At 61.9% G+C, this 13626-nt stretch carries 12 protein-coding genes and 1 other RNA gene; 4 read left to right on the top strand and 9 right to left on the bottom strand.

All coding sequences use genetic code 11. The features are described from left to right. Nucleotides 1-7: 7 nt before the first annotated feature. From aroA to gyrA, 7 genes are all read right to left on the bottom strand, one after another. Nucleotides 8-1363, bottom strand: a complete 1356-nt coding sequence (aroA, locus tag ACQ4WS_RS04100; RefSeq protein ID WP_436473901.1) for a 3-phosphoshikimate 1-carboxyvinyltransferase — start codon at nucleotides 1361-1363, stop codon at nucleotides 8-10. Between the two features lie 18 nt (nucleotides 1364-1381). Next, nucleotides 1382-2290 (bottom strand): prephenate dehydrogenase, encoded by a 909-nt coding sequence (locus ACQ4WS_RS04095; RefSeq protein ID WP_436473899.1) that lies wholly within the window; start codon nucleotides 2288-2290, stop codon nucleotides 1382-1384. Nucleotides 2291-2294: 4 nt separating this feature from the next. Further along, the gene (gene hisC / locus ACQ4WS_RS04090; protein WP_436473897.1) at nucleotides 2295-3401 is read right to left on the bottom strand and encodes a histidinol-phosphate transaminase; all 1107 of its coding nucleotides are present in this window, start codon (nucleotides 3399-3401) and stop codon (nucleotides 2295-2297) included. Between the two features lie 44 nt (nucleotides 3402-3445). Continuing rightward, nucleotides 3446-4516: a prephenate dehydratase gene (pheA, locus tag ACQ4WS_RS04085; protein WP_436473895.1), complete on the bottom strand. Its 1071-nt coding sequence runs from the start codon at nucleotides 4514-4516 to the stop codon at nucleotides 3446-3448. Nucleotides 4517-4598: 82 nt separating this feature from the next. Further along, nucleotides 4599-5705, bottom strand: coding sequence for a 3-phosphoserine/phosphohydroxythreonine transaminase (gene serC / locus ACQ4WS_RS04080; protein ID WP_436473893.1), 1107 nt, complete (start codon nucleotides 5703-5705; stop codon nucleotides 4599-4601). Nucleotides 5706-5731: 26 nt separating this feature from the next. Then, nucleotides 5732-6316 (bottom strand): DUF2059 domain-containing protein, encoded by a 585-nt coding sequence (locus ACQ4WS_RS04075; RefSeq protein WP_436473891.1) that lies wholly within the window; start codon nucleotides 6314-6316, stop codon nucleotides 5732-5734. A gap of 157 nt (nucleotides 6317-6473) precedes the next feature. Continuing rightward, complete coding sequence (gyrA, locus tag ACQ4WS_RS04070) at nucleotides 6474-9161, bottom strand: DNA gyrase subunit A (RefSeq protein WP_436473890.1); 2688 nt, start codon at nucleotides 9159-9161, stop codon at nucleotides 6474-6476. Nucleotides 9162-9809: 648 nt separating this feature from the next. On the opposite strand from gyrA, the gene ompA reads away from it, so the two are divergent. From ompA to ssrA, 4 genes are all read left to right on the top strand, one after another. Next, nucleotides 9810-10520: an outer membrane protein OmpA gene (gene ompA / locus ACQ4WS_RS04065; protein WP_035825645.1), complete on the top strand. Its 711-nt coding sequence runs from the start codon at nucleotides 9810-9812 to the stop codon at nucleotides 10518-10520. A 127-nt stretch (nucleotides 10521-10647) separates the two neighbouring features. Further along, complete coding sequence (gene ubiG, locus ACQ4WS_RS04060) at nucleotides 10648-11343, top strand: bifunctional 2-polyprenyl-6-hydroxyphenol methylase/3-demethylubiquinol 3-O-methyltransferase UbiG (RefSeq protein WP_436473887.1); 696 nt, start codon at nucleotides 10648-10650, stop codon at nucleotides 11341-11343. 68 nt (nucleotides 11344-11411) lie between these two features. After that, nucleotides 11412-12116, top strand: coding sequence for an HAD family hydrolase (locus ACQ4WS_RS04055; RefSeq protein ID WP_436473885.1), 705 nt, complete (start codon nucleotides 11412-11414; stop codon nucleotides 12114-12116). A gap of 117 nt (nucleotides 12117-12233) precedes the next feature. After that, nucleotides 12234-12594: a transfer-messenger RNA gene (gene ssrA, locus ACQ4WS_RS04050) on the top strand. A 275-nt stretch (nucleotides 12595-12869) separates the two neighbouring features. Here the strand turns inward: ssrA and ACQ4WS_RS04045 are convergent. Then, nucleotides 12870-13256, bottom strand: a complete 387-nt coding sequence (locus ACQ4WS_RS04045; protein WP_436473883.1) for a hypothetical protein — start codon at nucleotides 13254-13256, stop codon at nucleotides 12870-12872. Next, nucleotides 13250-13618 carry a hypothetical protein gene (locus tag ACQ4WS_RS04040; RefSeq protein WP_436473882.1) on the bottom strand — a complete coding sequence of 123 codons (369 nt, stop codon included), beginning with the start codon at nucleotides 13616-13618 and terminating at the stop codon, nucleotides 13250-13252. Before ACQ4WS_RS04040 ends, ACQ4WS_RS04045 begins: the two co-directional genes overlap by 7 nt. Nucleotides 13619-13626 lie beyond the last annotated feature (8 nt).

Raw genomic sequence — 13626 nt, 5'->3', positions numbered from 1 at the left:
ATTTCGATTAAATAAGATTATCTTTAGCAATCCCCGCAAACGCGGCGAAGTACTCGGGGAAGGTCTTGGCCACGCATTTCGGGTCGTTGATGCGCATCTCGTTGCCGCGGCGGGCGGCGCCGTCCAGCGAGGCCAGCGAGAAGCACATGGCCATGCGGTGGTCGTCATACGTGTCGATGGTGGCGGCAAGAATCTGTGCCGGCGGCGTCACGCGCAGGTAGTCGGCGCCCTCTTCCACTTCCGCGCCCAGTTTGCGCAACTCTGTTGCCATGGCGGCCAGGCGGTCCGTTTCCTTCACCCTCCAGCTGGCGATATTGCGCAAGGTCGAGGTACCGTCCGCGTACAGGGCGGCCACGGCGATCGTCATGGCCGCGTCGGGAATGTGGTTGAAATCCATGTCAACGGCTTTCAGCACGCCGTTCGAGCGGGCTTCGATCCAGTTCTCGCCCATGGTGATGGTCGCGCCCATCTGCTGCAAGGCTTCGACGAATCGCACGTCGCCCTGGATGCTGTCGCGCCCCACGCCTTCCACGCGCACGGGACCGCCGCCGATGGCGCCGGCCGCCAGGAAATACGAGGCAGACGAAGCGTCGCCTTCGACGTGGATGGTGCCCGGGCTTTGATACTGCTGGCCCGGCTGCACGGTGAACGACTGCCAGCCGTCATGTTCGACCGTCACGCCGAAGCGGCGCATCAGGTTCAGGGTGATCTCGATGTAGGGCTTCGAGATCAGCTCGCCCGTCACGGCTATGGTCACCGCATGGTCGCGCGCCATCAGCGGCGCCACCATCAGCAGGGCCGTCAAAAATTGGCTCGACACGTTGCCGCGCACGGCGATGCGCTGCGCGTGGATGTGGCCGCGACGGATGCGCAGCGGCGGGAAGCCCTGCTCGCCCGTGTATTCGATCTGCGTGCCGACGGCGTTCAGCGCGTCGACCAGGTCGCCGATGGGGCGCTCGTGCATGCGCGACACGCCATGCAGGGTGTAGTCGCCGCCGATGACGGCCAGCGCCGCCGTCAGCGGACGGATGGCCGTGCCGGCGTTGCCCATGAAGAGGTCCGCCGCGTGGTGCGGGAACACGCCGCCGCAGCCTTCCACGTGATGCACCTGGTGGGCCGTGGCCGGGTCGCCCGTCAGCTCGTCCTGCGTCCATTTGACGCCCAGCGACGTCAATGCCGTCAGCATGACGAAGGTGTCGTCGGAGGCGAGCAAGTCGACGATTTTCGTCGTGCCCTTGGCCAGCGCGGCCAGCAGCAGCACGCGATTGGAAATGCTTTTCGAGCCGGGCAAGCGCACCGTGCCTTCGGCGTGCATCACCGGCTTCAAATCAATATGGTGGGGGTAGTGCTTGGTCTGGGTCATGCTGGAATCCTTGAGTATTTATCGTGAGGGCGCGGCTGGTATTTCCGCCGTTTCAATCGCCTCGATCCATTGCTGCCGCGCGTGCTGGGCGTTCGCATACACGCCTTCGATGGCGGCGCCGTCGTTCGCCGCCAGGTGGGCGCGCAAAGTCGTCAACTGCGCCAGGTAGGCGTCCAGTTCGTGCAGCAGCGCCGGCTGGTTGGCCAGGCTGATGTCGCGCCACATTTCCGGCGATGAGCCAGCGATGCGCGTAAAGTCGCGAAAGCCGCTGGCCGCGTATTGAAACAGCAGGCCCGCGTGCGGTTTGTTGGCGATGTCGTCGACCAGCGCAAAGGCCAGCAAATGCGGCAGATGGCTGACGGCGGCAAACACCTTGTCATGTTCTTCGGGCGTCAAGGTGTGCAGGATGGCGCCGCAGGCGCGCCAGGCGGCCGCCACCCGTTCCACATCGGCGGCACTATTTTCCGCAAGCGGCGTAAGCACCACTTTCTTGCCTTGATACAGATCGATGATGGCCGCGTCGGGACCATTCGTCTCGCGTCCCGCGATCGGGTGGCCGGGCACGAATTGGGCCACCTTGCCACCCAGCGCCGCGCGCGCGGCCGCCACCACATCGCTTTTCGTGCTGCCCGCGTCGGTGACGATGGTGCCCGGTTGCAGATGCGGCGCGATGGACGCCAAAATAGCCCCCGTCTGCGCCACCGGCGCGGCCAGCAGCACCAGGTCGGCACCAAGCAAGGCTTGCGCCATGTCGCCGCCGATCTCGTCGATGATGCCCAGCTCAAGGGCACGCGCCATCGAGGCCGGCGAGCGGCCCATGCCAACTACGCTGCCGACCGCGCCCGCGTGTTTCAAGGCGCGCGCGAACGAGCCGCCGATCAGGCCTACGCCGAAGATGACAACTTTTTTCAGTGCAGGCGTCGTCATATCGTCAGGCCAGCGCTTTCGTCAGCGCGGCGATGAAGATGGCGTTTTCCTGCGGCAGGCCGATGGAAATGCGCAGCCATTGCGGCAAGCCGTAGCTGCCGACGGGGCGCACGATCACGCCCTGCTTGAGCAGCGCCAGGTTCACGCGCGCGCCCGCTTCATCATCGTCGCCCACTTTGACCAGCACGAAATTGCCGTGCGACGGCACGTATTCCAGGCCCAGTTGCGCAAACGCTTCCGTAAACTGCTGGTAGCCGGCCGCGTTGTTGCGCGCGCTTTGCTCCAGGAATGCCTTGTCGTTCAGGGCAGCGATGGCGGCGGCCTGCGCCAGCGAGTTGACATTGAATGGCTGGCGGATGCGGTTCATCAAGTCCGTCAGCACCGGCTGGGCGATGGCGAAGCCGATGCGCAGACCGGCCAGGCCGTAGGCCTTCGACAGGGTGCGCGAGACCACCAGGTTCGGATACTGGCGCACCCACGCCGTCGACTCGTACTGGTCGTCGGCCGAGAGGAATTCGTTGTAGGCCTCGTCCAGCACCACCACCACGTGCTGCGGCACTTTCTGCAGGAACGCTTCCAGCTGCGCCGCTGAGAGGAAGGTACCGGTCGGATTGTTCGGGTTGGCGATGAAGACCAATCGCGTATCGTCGGCAATCGCCGCCGCCATCGCATCGAGGTCATGGCCATAGGCTTGCGCCGGCACGACGATGTGGCGCGCGCCCAGGCCTTGCGTGGCCAGCGCGTACACGGCAAACGAGTACTGCGAGTAGACGACGGATTGGCCATGCTGCACAAACGCGTGCGCGGCGATTTCCAGGATGTCGTTGCTGCCATTGCCCAGGGTGATCCAGTCGGCCGGCACGTCGTAGCGCTTGGACAGCACGGCTTTCAAGTCAAAGCCGTTGGCGTCAGGGTAGCGGCCCAGATCATCGATGGCGGCGATCATCGCCTGCTTGGCCGATTCCGGCATGCCGTACGGGTTTTCATTCGACGCCAGCTTGACGATGGCTGCCTCGTCGAGGCCGAATTCGCGCGCGACTTCGGCGATCGGTTTGCCGCTCTGGTAAGGGGCGATGGCGCGGACGTATTCTGGACCGATATTTTTAGACATGGTGTTCTTTAAAAAAGTGGGTAATTGTTGGTGTCGCTACAACGTCACAAGCTGACCGGATACGACCCCAGCACCTTGAAAAACGCCGCGTTGCTCTGCAGCTCGGCCAGCGCCTGGGCGACGGCCGCGTCGTGCACGTGGCCCTCCACGTCGACATAGAAATAATACTCCCAGCTGCCCATGCGCGCCGGGCGCGACTCGAAGCGCGTCATCGACACGCCGTGTTTCGCCAGAGGCGCGAGCAGCTGATACAGGGCGCCCGCCTTGTTCGGCACGGCCAGCACCAGGGACGTTTGGTCTTTGCCCGACGGCGCCGTCTGCAAGGTCCCAACGACGGCAAAGCGCGTGCGGTTGTGCGGGTCGTCCTGGATATGCCCCTTGACCACGCCCAGCTTGTACTGCGCGCCGGCCAGTTCGCTGGCGATTGCCGCCACCGTGCCGTCTTCGCCGGCCATGCGGGCCGCTTCGGCGTTCGATGCCACGGCGTGGCGCGCGACGTGCGGGTAATTCTGGTTCAGCCACACCTGGCACTGCGCCAGCGCCTGCGAATGGGCGCAGATGGCCGTGACGCCATCCATGTTGCCGCTCTTCGTCATCAGGCTGTGGTGCACGGCAATGGCCACCTCGCCGCTGATGATGAGGCTAGTCTGCAGCATCATGTCGAGCGTGCGGTTGACGGCGCCTTCCGAGGAATTCTCGATCGGCACCACGCCGAAGTCCGCCGTTCCCGCTTCGGCCGCGCGGAACACTTCATCGATGGAGGCGCACGGCAAGCCTTCCACGGCGCTGCCGAACTGCTGATACACGGCCTGTTCGCTGAAGGTGCCGGCCGGGCCCAGATACGCCACGGTGACGCGCTTTTCCAGCGAGCGGCAGGACGACATGATTTCGCGGAAGATGGTCTGCACTTCGCGGTCGCCCATGGGGCCGGGATTGCGCTCGGCCACGCCGCGCAGCACCTGCGCTTCGCGCTCGGGGCGGAACACGGGCGCCTGCGTTTCGGCTTTCACGTGGCCCACTTCCTGGGCGATTTGCGCGCGGCGGTTCAGCAGCTCGAGGATTTGCGCGTCGATCGCATCGATCTGTTCGCGCAGCGGTTTCAATTTATCGGTCATGGTTGTTTGTTTCGTCAGCTGTACTTCAATCATGGCCGCGCGGCCTGCGCCGGCGGCGGGCCGGCGCGGTCGTCTATGCGACTCAGCGTCCGGCAAACTCGTTCAGATAATTCACTAAGGCTTGTACGCCCTCGATCGGCATCGCGTTATAGATCGATGCACGCATGCCGCCGACGGACTTGTGGCCCTTCAGTTGCAGCAGGCCGCGCTGCTTGGCGCCGGCCAGGAATGCGTCGTTCAAGCTTTCGTCGCGCAGATAGAACGGGATGGTCATGCGCGAGCGGTATTCCGAGGCGACCCGGTTCTGGTAGAAATCGTCCGCATCGAGCGCCGCGTACAGCAGCGCCGCTTTCTCAATATTACGCTGTTCCATGGCTGCCACGCCACCCTGGCGTTTGAGCCACTGGAAAACCAGGCCGGCGATATAGATGCCATAGGTGGGCGGCGTGTTGTACATCGACTCATGTTCGGCCACGATGGTCCAGTCGAAGGCCGACGGGCAAATCGGCAAGGCCTTGCCCAGCAAGTCTTCGCGCACGATGACCACGGTCAGGCCGGCCGGGCCGATATTTTTCTGCGCGCCGCCGAAGATGACGCCGTATTGCGACACGTCGATCACGCGCGACAGAATGTGCGAGGACATGTCTGCCACGATGGTGGTCCCTGCCGGCACGTTCGGCGCCTGCTGGAACTCCACGCCGTCGATGGTTTCATTGGTGCAGATATGCAGGTAGGCGGCGCCCGGCGTCAGATTCCATTCGGCGACTGGCGGCACGCCCGTGAAACGGACAGCCTGCGACGACGCGGCCACATTGACGTTGGCATACTTGGCCGCTTCCTGGATCGACTTGCCCGACCACGAGCCCGTGTGCACGAAGTCCACGGTGGCCGGCTGCTGCGCGGCCAGGCCCACCAGGTTCATGGGGATGATGGCGTTCTCGCCCAGGCCGCCGCCCTGCAAGAACAGGATTTTGTAGTTCTCGGGGACTGCCAGCAGTTCGCGCAGGTCGGCCACGGCCTGCTTGTAGATGGAAATGAATTCGGGACCACGGTGGCTCATTTCCATCACCGACATGCCACTGCCATGCCAGTCCTGCATTTCAAAGGCCGCTTGCGCCAGCACTTCCTTGGGCAGGACGGCGGGGCCGGCGGAGAAGTTGTAAATAGGGCTTGAGGCTTGATGGGGCACGATACAGTCCTTGGCGAATATGAGAGTTATTGGGGCGAGTGCGTGGCCGCCCGCATGACCTGGTCGAGCACGGCATTCACGCGGGGAGTCAGCACGCGCTGGCTGATGGCCATCGATTCGCCCGACAGTTGCGGCATGGTGGCCAGCATCTTGCGACCCAGCGGCGTCTGGTAGAAGGCCGTCAACTGCTGGACTTCCTGCACCGTGTAAAAGCGCGCATACAGAGGCACCATTTCGGCGGCCAGCTCGTCGATCAGCGTCGGATCGGCCAGTACCTGCGTCAGGGTGGCGATGGCGACGGGAATTTCTTCCTCGGCGCTGGCCAGCGCGCGCGCCTTGCGCTGCTCGTCCAGCTTCGGGTTGCTGATGATTTGCTGCTGCGCCGACTGGCGGATCATGGCGGGCACCGATTGCAGCATCTGGTCGAAGATGCTGCGCGTGAGCTGCGGGAACTGCATCGCGTCGAGCATGCGCCGCACGGCCACTGTCATGGCGGGGCTGGGCGCGGCCTGGCGCGCGGGCGTGGCTTGCGTGCTCTGGGCCAGGGCCGGCAGAGTTGCAAGAAAGGCCAGCGAAAACGCGGCGAAGAAGGTGGCGACGATTTTTCTCATGGCATGCGGGATGTTGAATGACGGGTGAAAGGGCTACGGCCAGGAGGCTTGTCGGCTTACGCCCTTTGGGCTAAGCCGACCTACGGACCTAACGACCGTCCGTGTCGCAACTGGCGCGCCAATAGCAATTGGGGCTCCCGAAAGAGCCCCAATCATCTTACTCCGGCTGGGCCGGATCGACAGGATCAACGGGATCGGCTGGTTCAGCCGCTGCCGGCGCAGGCGCGGCGTCCGCCTCCGTCGTCAGCTCGACTTCGTCGATATCCGTTTCCACCACGCGCTGCAGGCCGGACAGCTTGGTGCCGTCTTCCACGGCGATCAGGGTCACGCCCTGCGTCGCGCGGCCCATTTCGCGGATTTCCGACACGCGGGTGCGAATCAGCACGCCACCGGTGGTGATCAGCATGATTTCATCGCTGGTATCGACCAGGGTCGCGGCAACCACTTTACCGTTGCGCTCGCTGGTCTGGATGGCGATCATGCCTTTCGTGCCACGGCCATGGCGCGTGTATTCGGTGATCGGCGTACGCTTGCCGTAGCCGTTTTCCGTTGCCGTCAGCACCGACTGCTGCTCGTTCTCGGCCACCAGCAGGGCGATCACGTGCTGGCCTTCTTCCAGGTTCATGCCGCGCACGCCGCGCGCCGTACGGCCCATCGGACGCACGTCGTTTTCGTCGAAGCGCACTGCCTTGCCCGAATCGGAGAACAGCATCACGTCGTGCTGGCCATCGGTCAGCGCCGCGCCGATCAGGAAGTCGCCGTCGTCCAGGTCGACCGCGATGATGCCGGCCTTGCGTGGATTGCTGAAGTCCTTCAGCGGCGTCTTTTTCACGGTACCCAGGCTGGTCGACATGAACACGTAATGGTCTTCCGGGAACGTGCGGTTCTCGCCCGACAGCGGCAGGATCACGGTGATCTTTTCGTTGTCCTGCAGCGGGAACATGTTGACGATCGGCTTGCCGCGCGAATTGCGCGAGCCTTGCGGCACTTCCCACACCTTCAGCCAGTACATGCGGCCACGATCCGAGAAGCACAGGATGTAGTCGTGCGTATTGGCGATGAACAGCTGGTCGATCCAGTCTTCCTCTTTCGTCGCCATGGCTTGCTTGCCGCGGCCACCGCGCTTCTGCGCGCGGTATTCGGTAATCGGCTGGGCCTTCATATAGCCCGTGTGCGACAGGGTCACCACCATGTCCTGCGGCGTGATCAGGTCTTCCGTTTCCAGGTCGGTCGCGTTCAGCTCGATCTGCGAGCGGCGCACGTCCTTGTTGCCGGCGCCGTATTCGTTCTTCGCCGCCGTCATTTCATCGGTGATGATGATGGTGACGCGTTCCGGCTTGGCCAGGATGTCGAGCAAGTCGGCGATATGTTCCATCACGTCCTTGTACTCGTTGACGATCTTGTCCTGTTCCAGGCCGGTCAGGCGCTGCAGGCGCATCTGCAAAATTTCCTGCGCCTGGTCGTCCGACAGCTTGTACAGGCCATCCGTTTGCATGCCGTAGTGCTTCGGCAGGTTTTCCGGACGGTAGGCATCGATGCCGCCCGGCGTCGTTCCATCGCCCGTGCGGGCCAGCATTTCGCGCACGACGGACGAATCCCAGGCCTTGGCCATCAGCTCGACCTTGGCGATCGGCGGCGTCGGCGCAGCCTTGATGATGGCGATGAAGTCGTCGATATTGGCCAGCGCGACAGCCAGGCCTTCTAGCACGTGGCCGCGTTCGCGCGCCTTGCGCAATTCGAACACGGTGCGGCGGGTGACCACTTCGCGGCGGTGCGACAGGAAGCATTGCAGCATCTGCTTGAGGTTCAGCAGCTTCGGCTGGCCGTCGACCAGGGCCACCATGTTCATACCGAAAGTATCTTGCAACTGGGTCTGCTTGTACAGATTGTTCAGCACCACTTCCGGCACTTCGCCCCGTTTCAGCTCGATCACCACGCGCATGCCCGACTTGTCGGATTCGTCGCGGATGTCGGAAATGCCGTCGAGCTTCTTGTCGCGCACGTTTTCGGCGATGCGTTCCAGCAAGGATTTCTTGTTGACCTGGAATGGCAGCTCGTCGACGATGATGGCGATGCGGCCGCCATCCTTGCCGTATTCTTCGAAGTGGGTCTTGGCGCGCATGACCACGCGGCCGCGGCCCGTGCGGTAGCCGTCGCGCACGCCGGACACGCCATAGATGATGCCGGCCGTCGGGAAGTCCGGCGCCGGGATCAGTTCGATCAATTCATCGATCGTGCAATCGGGATTGCGCAGCACGTGCAGCGCGCCGTCGATCACTTCGGTGATGTTGTGTGGCGGAATGTTCGTCGCCATGCCGACGGCGATACCGGAGGAGCCATTGATCAGCAGGTTCGGGATACGCGTCGGCAAGACCGTCGGTTCCTTTTCCTTGCCATCGTAGTTGGGCTGGAAGTCGACGGTATCCTTGTCGATATCGGCCAGCAGCTCGCCGGCGATCTTGTCCAGGCGGCACTCGGTGTAACGCATCGCCGCGGCGCCATCGCCGTCGACGGAACCGAAGTTACCCTGGCCATCGACGAGCATGTAGCGCAGCGAAAAATCTTGCGCCATGCGCACCAGTGTGTCGTAGATCGAGGCATCGCCGTGGGGATGGTATTTACCCATGGTTTCGCCGACCACGCGGGCGCACTTGACGTAAGGGCGGTTCCACACGTTATTCATTTCATGCATCGCGAACAAGACGCGCCGGTGCACTGGCTTCAAGCCATCGCGCGCATCGGGCAAGGCGCGACCGACGATCACGCTCATGGCGTAATCGAGGTAGCTCTTGCGCATCTCTTCTTCGAGGGAAATAGGAATTGTTTCTTTTGCGAATTGATCCATTGGCGGTTCGACTGATCTCAGGCTGTGGTTAACTTATCTGTTACGCAATGTATGACGCAATACTGCATATCCTGGGTGGCTGTCGTCGTGGACGCTGCGCCGTGCGTTGCTGGCGCGGCCCGGCTTCCATGTCGCAGAGTGCCAGAACAAATTGGCGGGCTGGCGGCACGGCCAGTACGGCTACCGCAGTGGTACCTGCTGGCCATGCAATGCCGCCGTGCTCGACACTCTTAACAGTCAAGCGAACGATTTTAGCATGCGCGCCCAGCTACCTGTACAAATTGGCCATACCAACAAGATTGGCAGTTTGCACCGGGAGCGTGCATGTTGACCTGTCGATAATGCACAATGGCAATATCAGTTCAAGACACCTGCCCTTAAAAGTGGCAAAAAAAGCGATCAAATGTTACAGCTGCGTTACAAATGGGCATTTTCGTTGCGGAAAAACAACGCACGGTCTAAAATCGGGCAAGCTTTGATTTAACCACGGTCGTGTGCCCCTGATGCGTGTGGCAAAATGACTGGGAAGTTAATTGCTAGTTTCGCAATCTGAAACGAGCGCATATGGTCTACATGATAAAATCTTGGCACGTAGCACCAGTAGCGCAGTGTTGTTCTGCGGATATCACCCCCCGAAAGGAAAAAAGAATGAATAAATTTGTAACGCTGTTTTTCGCTGCATCCGCAGTGATTGCTGGCTCGGCTTCGGCCCAAACCCCAACCTCCCCACCATTCGCGCCAGTTACCACTGACATCAAAGCACCAAGCCCAAAAAGCGCTTACGTGCAAGATGCCCGCGGCGTCATCGTGCGTGACCCATTCGGCCTGTGCTGGCGTACCGGCTACTGGACACCTGCTGACGCAGTGCCAGGTTGCGACGTACCACTGTGCGTAGAGCCAGAAACCCTGCAAGACGGCAAATGCGTAGCTCCTCCAGCGCCAGTCGTACCTGCTCCAGCACCAGCACCTGTCGTGCCAGTGCCAGTCGTTGTTGCTCCTACCTCGGAAAAAGTCAGCTTCGCTGCTGATGCATTCTTCGATTTCGACAAAGCTACGCTGAAGCCAGAAGGCAAAGCCAAGCTGGACGAACTGTCCGCACAACTGGGCGGCATCAACCTGGAAGTCATCATCGCTGTGGGTCACACCGACTCCGTCGGCACCGATGCTTACAACCAAAAACTGTCGGTACGTCGTGCTGATGCTGTCAAAGCCTACCTGGTCACCAAAGGCGTTGAAAGCAACCGCGTGTACACCGAAGGCAAAGGCGAGAAACAACCTGTTGCTGATAATAAAACTGCCGAAGGCCGTGCGAAAAACCGTCGCGTGGAAATCGAAGTTGTTGGTACCCGCAACAAGTAATAGCTGAGCCCCTGGACTTGCCGCAAGTCATCGCGCAAGTCAAGAACAGCATGAAAAACCCCGCCACGGCGGGGTTTTTTTTCGTCCGTGGCTGCCCAATTGTAAAATTGCCGCTATTATTCGATCTATGAACGCCGACCCTCTTGAAATCCAAAAATTCAGTGAGCTGGCCCACCGCTGGTGGGACCCCACTTCCGAGTTTCGTCCCCTGCACGAAATTAACCCTCTGCGCCTGGAATGGATCAACGCGAAAGTGCCGCTGGCCGGCAAGCGCGTGATCGACATCGGCTGCGGCGGCGGCATCCTGGCCGAATCGATGGCCCGCAAGGGTGCCGACGTGACGGGCATCGACCTGTCCGACAAGGCCCTGAAAGTGGCCGACCTGCACAGCCTCGAATCGGGCGCCAAGGTACGCTACAAGCTGATCGCCGCCGAAGCCATGGCCGAGGAAGAGCCGGGCCAGTACGACGTCGTGACCTGCATGGAAATGCTCGAGCACGTGCCGGACCCCGCCGCCATCGTCAAGGCCTGCGCCACCCTGGTCAAGCCGGGCGGTCACATCTTCCTGTCGACCCTGAACCGCAACCCGAAAGCGTATCTGTTCGCCATCCTGGGCGCCGAATACATCCTGCGCCTGCTGCCGAAAGGCACGCACGACTATGACAAATTCATCACCCCGGCCGAACTGTCGCAATACCTGCGCAGCGCTGGTCTGGACATCAACAGCATGCGCGGCATGGGCTACAATCCGCTGACCAAGATTTACTCACTTAATAGCGATACCAGCGTCAATTACCTGGTGGCCTGCACCCGGCCGCTGTAACCATCACGCACAATACAAGGCGGCTGCGGCCGCCATTTTTCATTCCTACTTGACACACTTTGCCCGCCATGATCACAGACCATCTGCCAGCCCCGCGCGCCATCCTGTTCGACCTCGACGGCACCCTGGCCGACACCGCGCCCGACCTGGCAGCGGCCATCAACCTGCTGCGCGCGCGCGCCGGCCTGGCGCCGACCCCATATGACATTCTGCGCCCTACCGCCTCGGCCGGCGCGCGCGGCATGATAGGCGCGTCGTATGGCGTGCAACCAGGCGAAAGCGGCTACGAAGCCCTGAAAGACGGCTTCCTGAACAATTACGAAGCGGCCCTGGCCGTGGAAAGCCGCTTGTTCGACGGCATCCCCGCCATGCTGGACGGGCTGCAAGCGCTGGGCCTGGCCTGGGGCGTGGTCACCAACAAGGCCGCCCGCTTCACCGACCCGCTGGTGGGCCAGATCGGCCTGGGCGCCGCCGGCTGCGTGATCTCGGGCGACACCATGGCGCACCCGAAACCGCACCCCGCCCCCTTGCTGGAAGCGGCGCGCCGCCTGAACCTGGCGCCGCAAGACTGCTGGTACGTGGGTGACGACCTGCGCGACATCCAGGCCGGCCGCGCTGCCGGGATGCGCACAGTCGCCTGCGCCTGGGGCTACTGCGGCCCCGTCGAGCCGCAGCACTGGAACGCCGACCACTTGCTGGACACGCCGCAAGCCCTGCTGGAACTGGTCAGCGCGGTGGTGAAGGCGGCGCAGGAGCGGCAGCTGGCGGCTTGAGGCACTTCAATCCGCTGCGGAAAGCTGGGGTCTGACCCGGCGGGTCAGACCCCTTGCGCCGATGGCGCGAATGCATCATGCAAGAGTGGGCGGATTGCGCTACAATGAAGGTTCTGTGGGGACGACCTGGTTTCGACGTGGGTTGCAAAGCAGCGCAGGGCATACCGAGGGCGGGCTACCTCGTAAATACAACCTGAAAAAACTTAACTGCAAACGATAACTCGTACGCACTGGCAGCTTAATCGCTGTTAGCTCTAGAACACCTCGTCCCTGGGGTGGGCCGTCAAAAGCTCTAGAGTCATTTACAGGGACTCGTCGTATGCTGGGTTACTTAGCGTCCGACTAAATAATAGGTAACTCGCTTGCCCATAACGTGCACATCCGTGCTGGCTGAGTTAAATTAAATGATAGTGCTAAGTATGTAGAACTGTCTGTAGAGTGCTTGCGGACGCGGGTTCGATTCCCGCCGTCTCCACCACTGGATAAAAAAGTAAGGGCCCCCGAGCGCAAGCGACGGGGCCCTTACTTTTTTATCCAACGACGAAACAGCCGGAACCGAATCCGCGTCCGGTACGGACGCGGGGCGTAGCGGGGAATTTGCCTCGCATGCGAGGCACCCGCGAAGCGACGTTGCGCTGCAGCGCAACGGCTCCCCGATTCTTCTGACTGGCTCTTGCGCCGCAGGCGGTTTTTCCTAACAACAATATCAGCCGCTCAGGTCGTGTCCAAATGACGGACCTGACCCTCGTTCCCCTACTCCCCACACACCGCCCCACCCACCGCTCCCCCTATACTCAACCCCGTCGACAAATCAAACCCAAAATCACAGAGATAGCCATCCTTTGGGCGATATCGGCACTGCAGCATGTCACGATTACGAATGCGTATTTGTGTATCGGGACAGCCATTGAGCAAATCCGGCCCCATGGCGTCGAACATGTCTCTGGCAGCGGCTCCCGTCAAACGAAACGCGACTTTGGTATCGCCCGCAACCGGGGCCACCGCATCGTCGAGATATGCGCCATAAATCGCGTACGAACCTGAAAAATCCTTCTGCACAAACTCCCAGACGGCCCGGGCCTGGTGCGCCAACAGCAAGCACAGTAGCGTGACGCCTGACAGGCTGGCGCGCCTCAGCATAGGGAGCCGCCGATGCTGCGCCCGGTCAGCAGATCAAAGCCGAAGTCGCAGTGGTGGCCATCTCGTGGATGGTAGGAGCAGCTCAGTTCCGCCCGCTGGCGCAGGCGATATTCGCCATCTGCGCCGCACGCGTTGCGCAAGTCCGGGCCCATCGCATCAAACAGCTGTTTTGCCGCCCTGCCGTCGATCCAGAACGCGATGCGCCTTTCTTTCTTGGTCGGCGGCTGCGGATCGCTCAAGCTTCCGCCATAAATCGCATAGTGGCCTTTGAATAGCTGGTAAGAAAGTAGCCATCTGGGAGCGGATTGGGCCATGGCCGTAGCCAAAACAAGAATCAGAAAAACAGCGAGGAGGCGCTTCATGTCATCCG

The organism is Janthinobacterium leeuwenhoeki (assembly GCF_051380795.1).
Taxonomy (GTDB): Bacteria; Pseudomonadota; Gammaproteobacteria; order Burkholderiales; family Burkholderiaceae_D; genus Janthinobacterium.
Note: the sequence above shows the minus strand (reverse complement) of the source record. Positions and strands in the feature narration are given on the sequence as shown.

Bases quoted from the DNA above. Each gene is read 5' to 3' on its own strand.
- ompA (WP_035825645.1), top strand. From the start codon at position 9,810: ATGAATAAATTTGTAACGCTGTTTTTCGCTGCATCCGCAGTGATTGCT.
- ACQ4WS_RS04055 (WP_436473885.1), top strand. From the start codon at position 11,412: ATGATCACAGACCATCTGCCAGCCCCGCGCGCCATCCTGTTCGACCTC.
- ACQ4WS_RS04095 (WP_436473899.1), bottom strand. From the start codon at position 2,290: ATGACGACGCCTGCACTGAAAAAAGTTGTCATCTTCGGCGTAGGCCTG.
- aroA (WP_436473901.1), bottom strand. From the start codon at position 1,363: ATGACCCAGACCAAGCACTACCCCCACCATATTGATTTGAAGCCGGTG.
- ACQ4WS_RS04045 (WP_436473883.1), bottom strand. From the start codon at position 13,256: ATGCTGAGGCGCGCCAGCCTGTCAGGCGTCACGCTACTGTGCTTGCTG.
- hisC (WP_436473897.1), bottom strand. From the start codon at position 3,401: ATGTCTAAAAATATCGGTCCAGAATACGTCCGCGCCATCGCCCCTTAC.
- gyrA (WP_436473890.1), bottom strand. From the start codon at position 9,161: ATGGATCAATTCGCAAAAGAAACAATTCCTATTTCCCTCGAAGAAGAG.
- ACQ4WS_RS04075 (WP_436473891.1), bottom strand. From the start codon at position 6,316: ATGAGAAAAATCGTCGCCACCTTCTTCGCCGCGTTTTCGCTGGCCTTT.
- pheA (WP_436473895.1), bottom strand. From the start codon at position 4,516: ATGACCGATAAATTGAAACCGCTGCGCGAACAGATCGATGCGATCGAC.
- ACQ4WS_RS04040 (WP_436473882.1), bottom strand. From the start codon at position 13,618: ATGAAGCGCCTCCTCGCTGTTTTTCTGATTCTTGTTTTGGCTACGGCC.
- ubiG (WP_436473887.1), top strand. From the start codon at position 10,648: ATGAACGCCGACCCTCTTGAAATCCAAAAATTCAGTGAGCTGGCCCAC.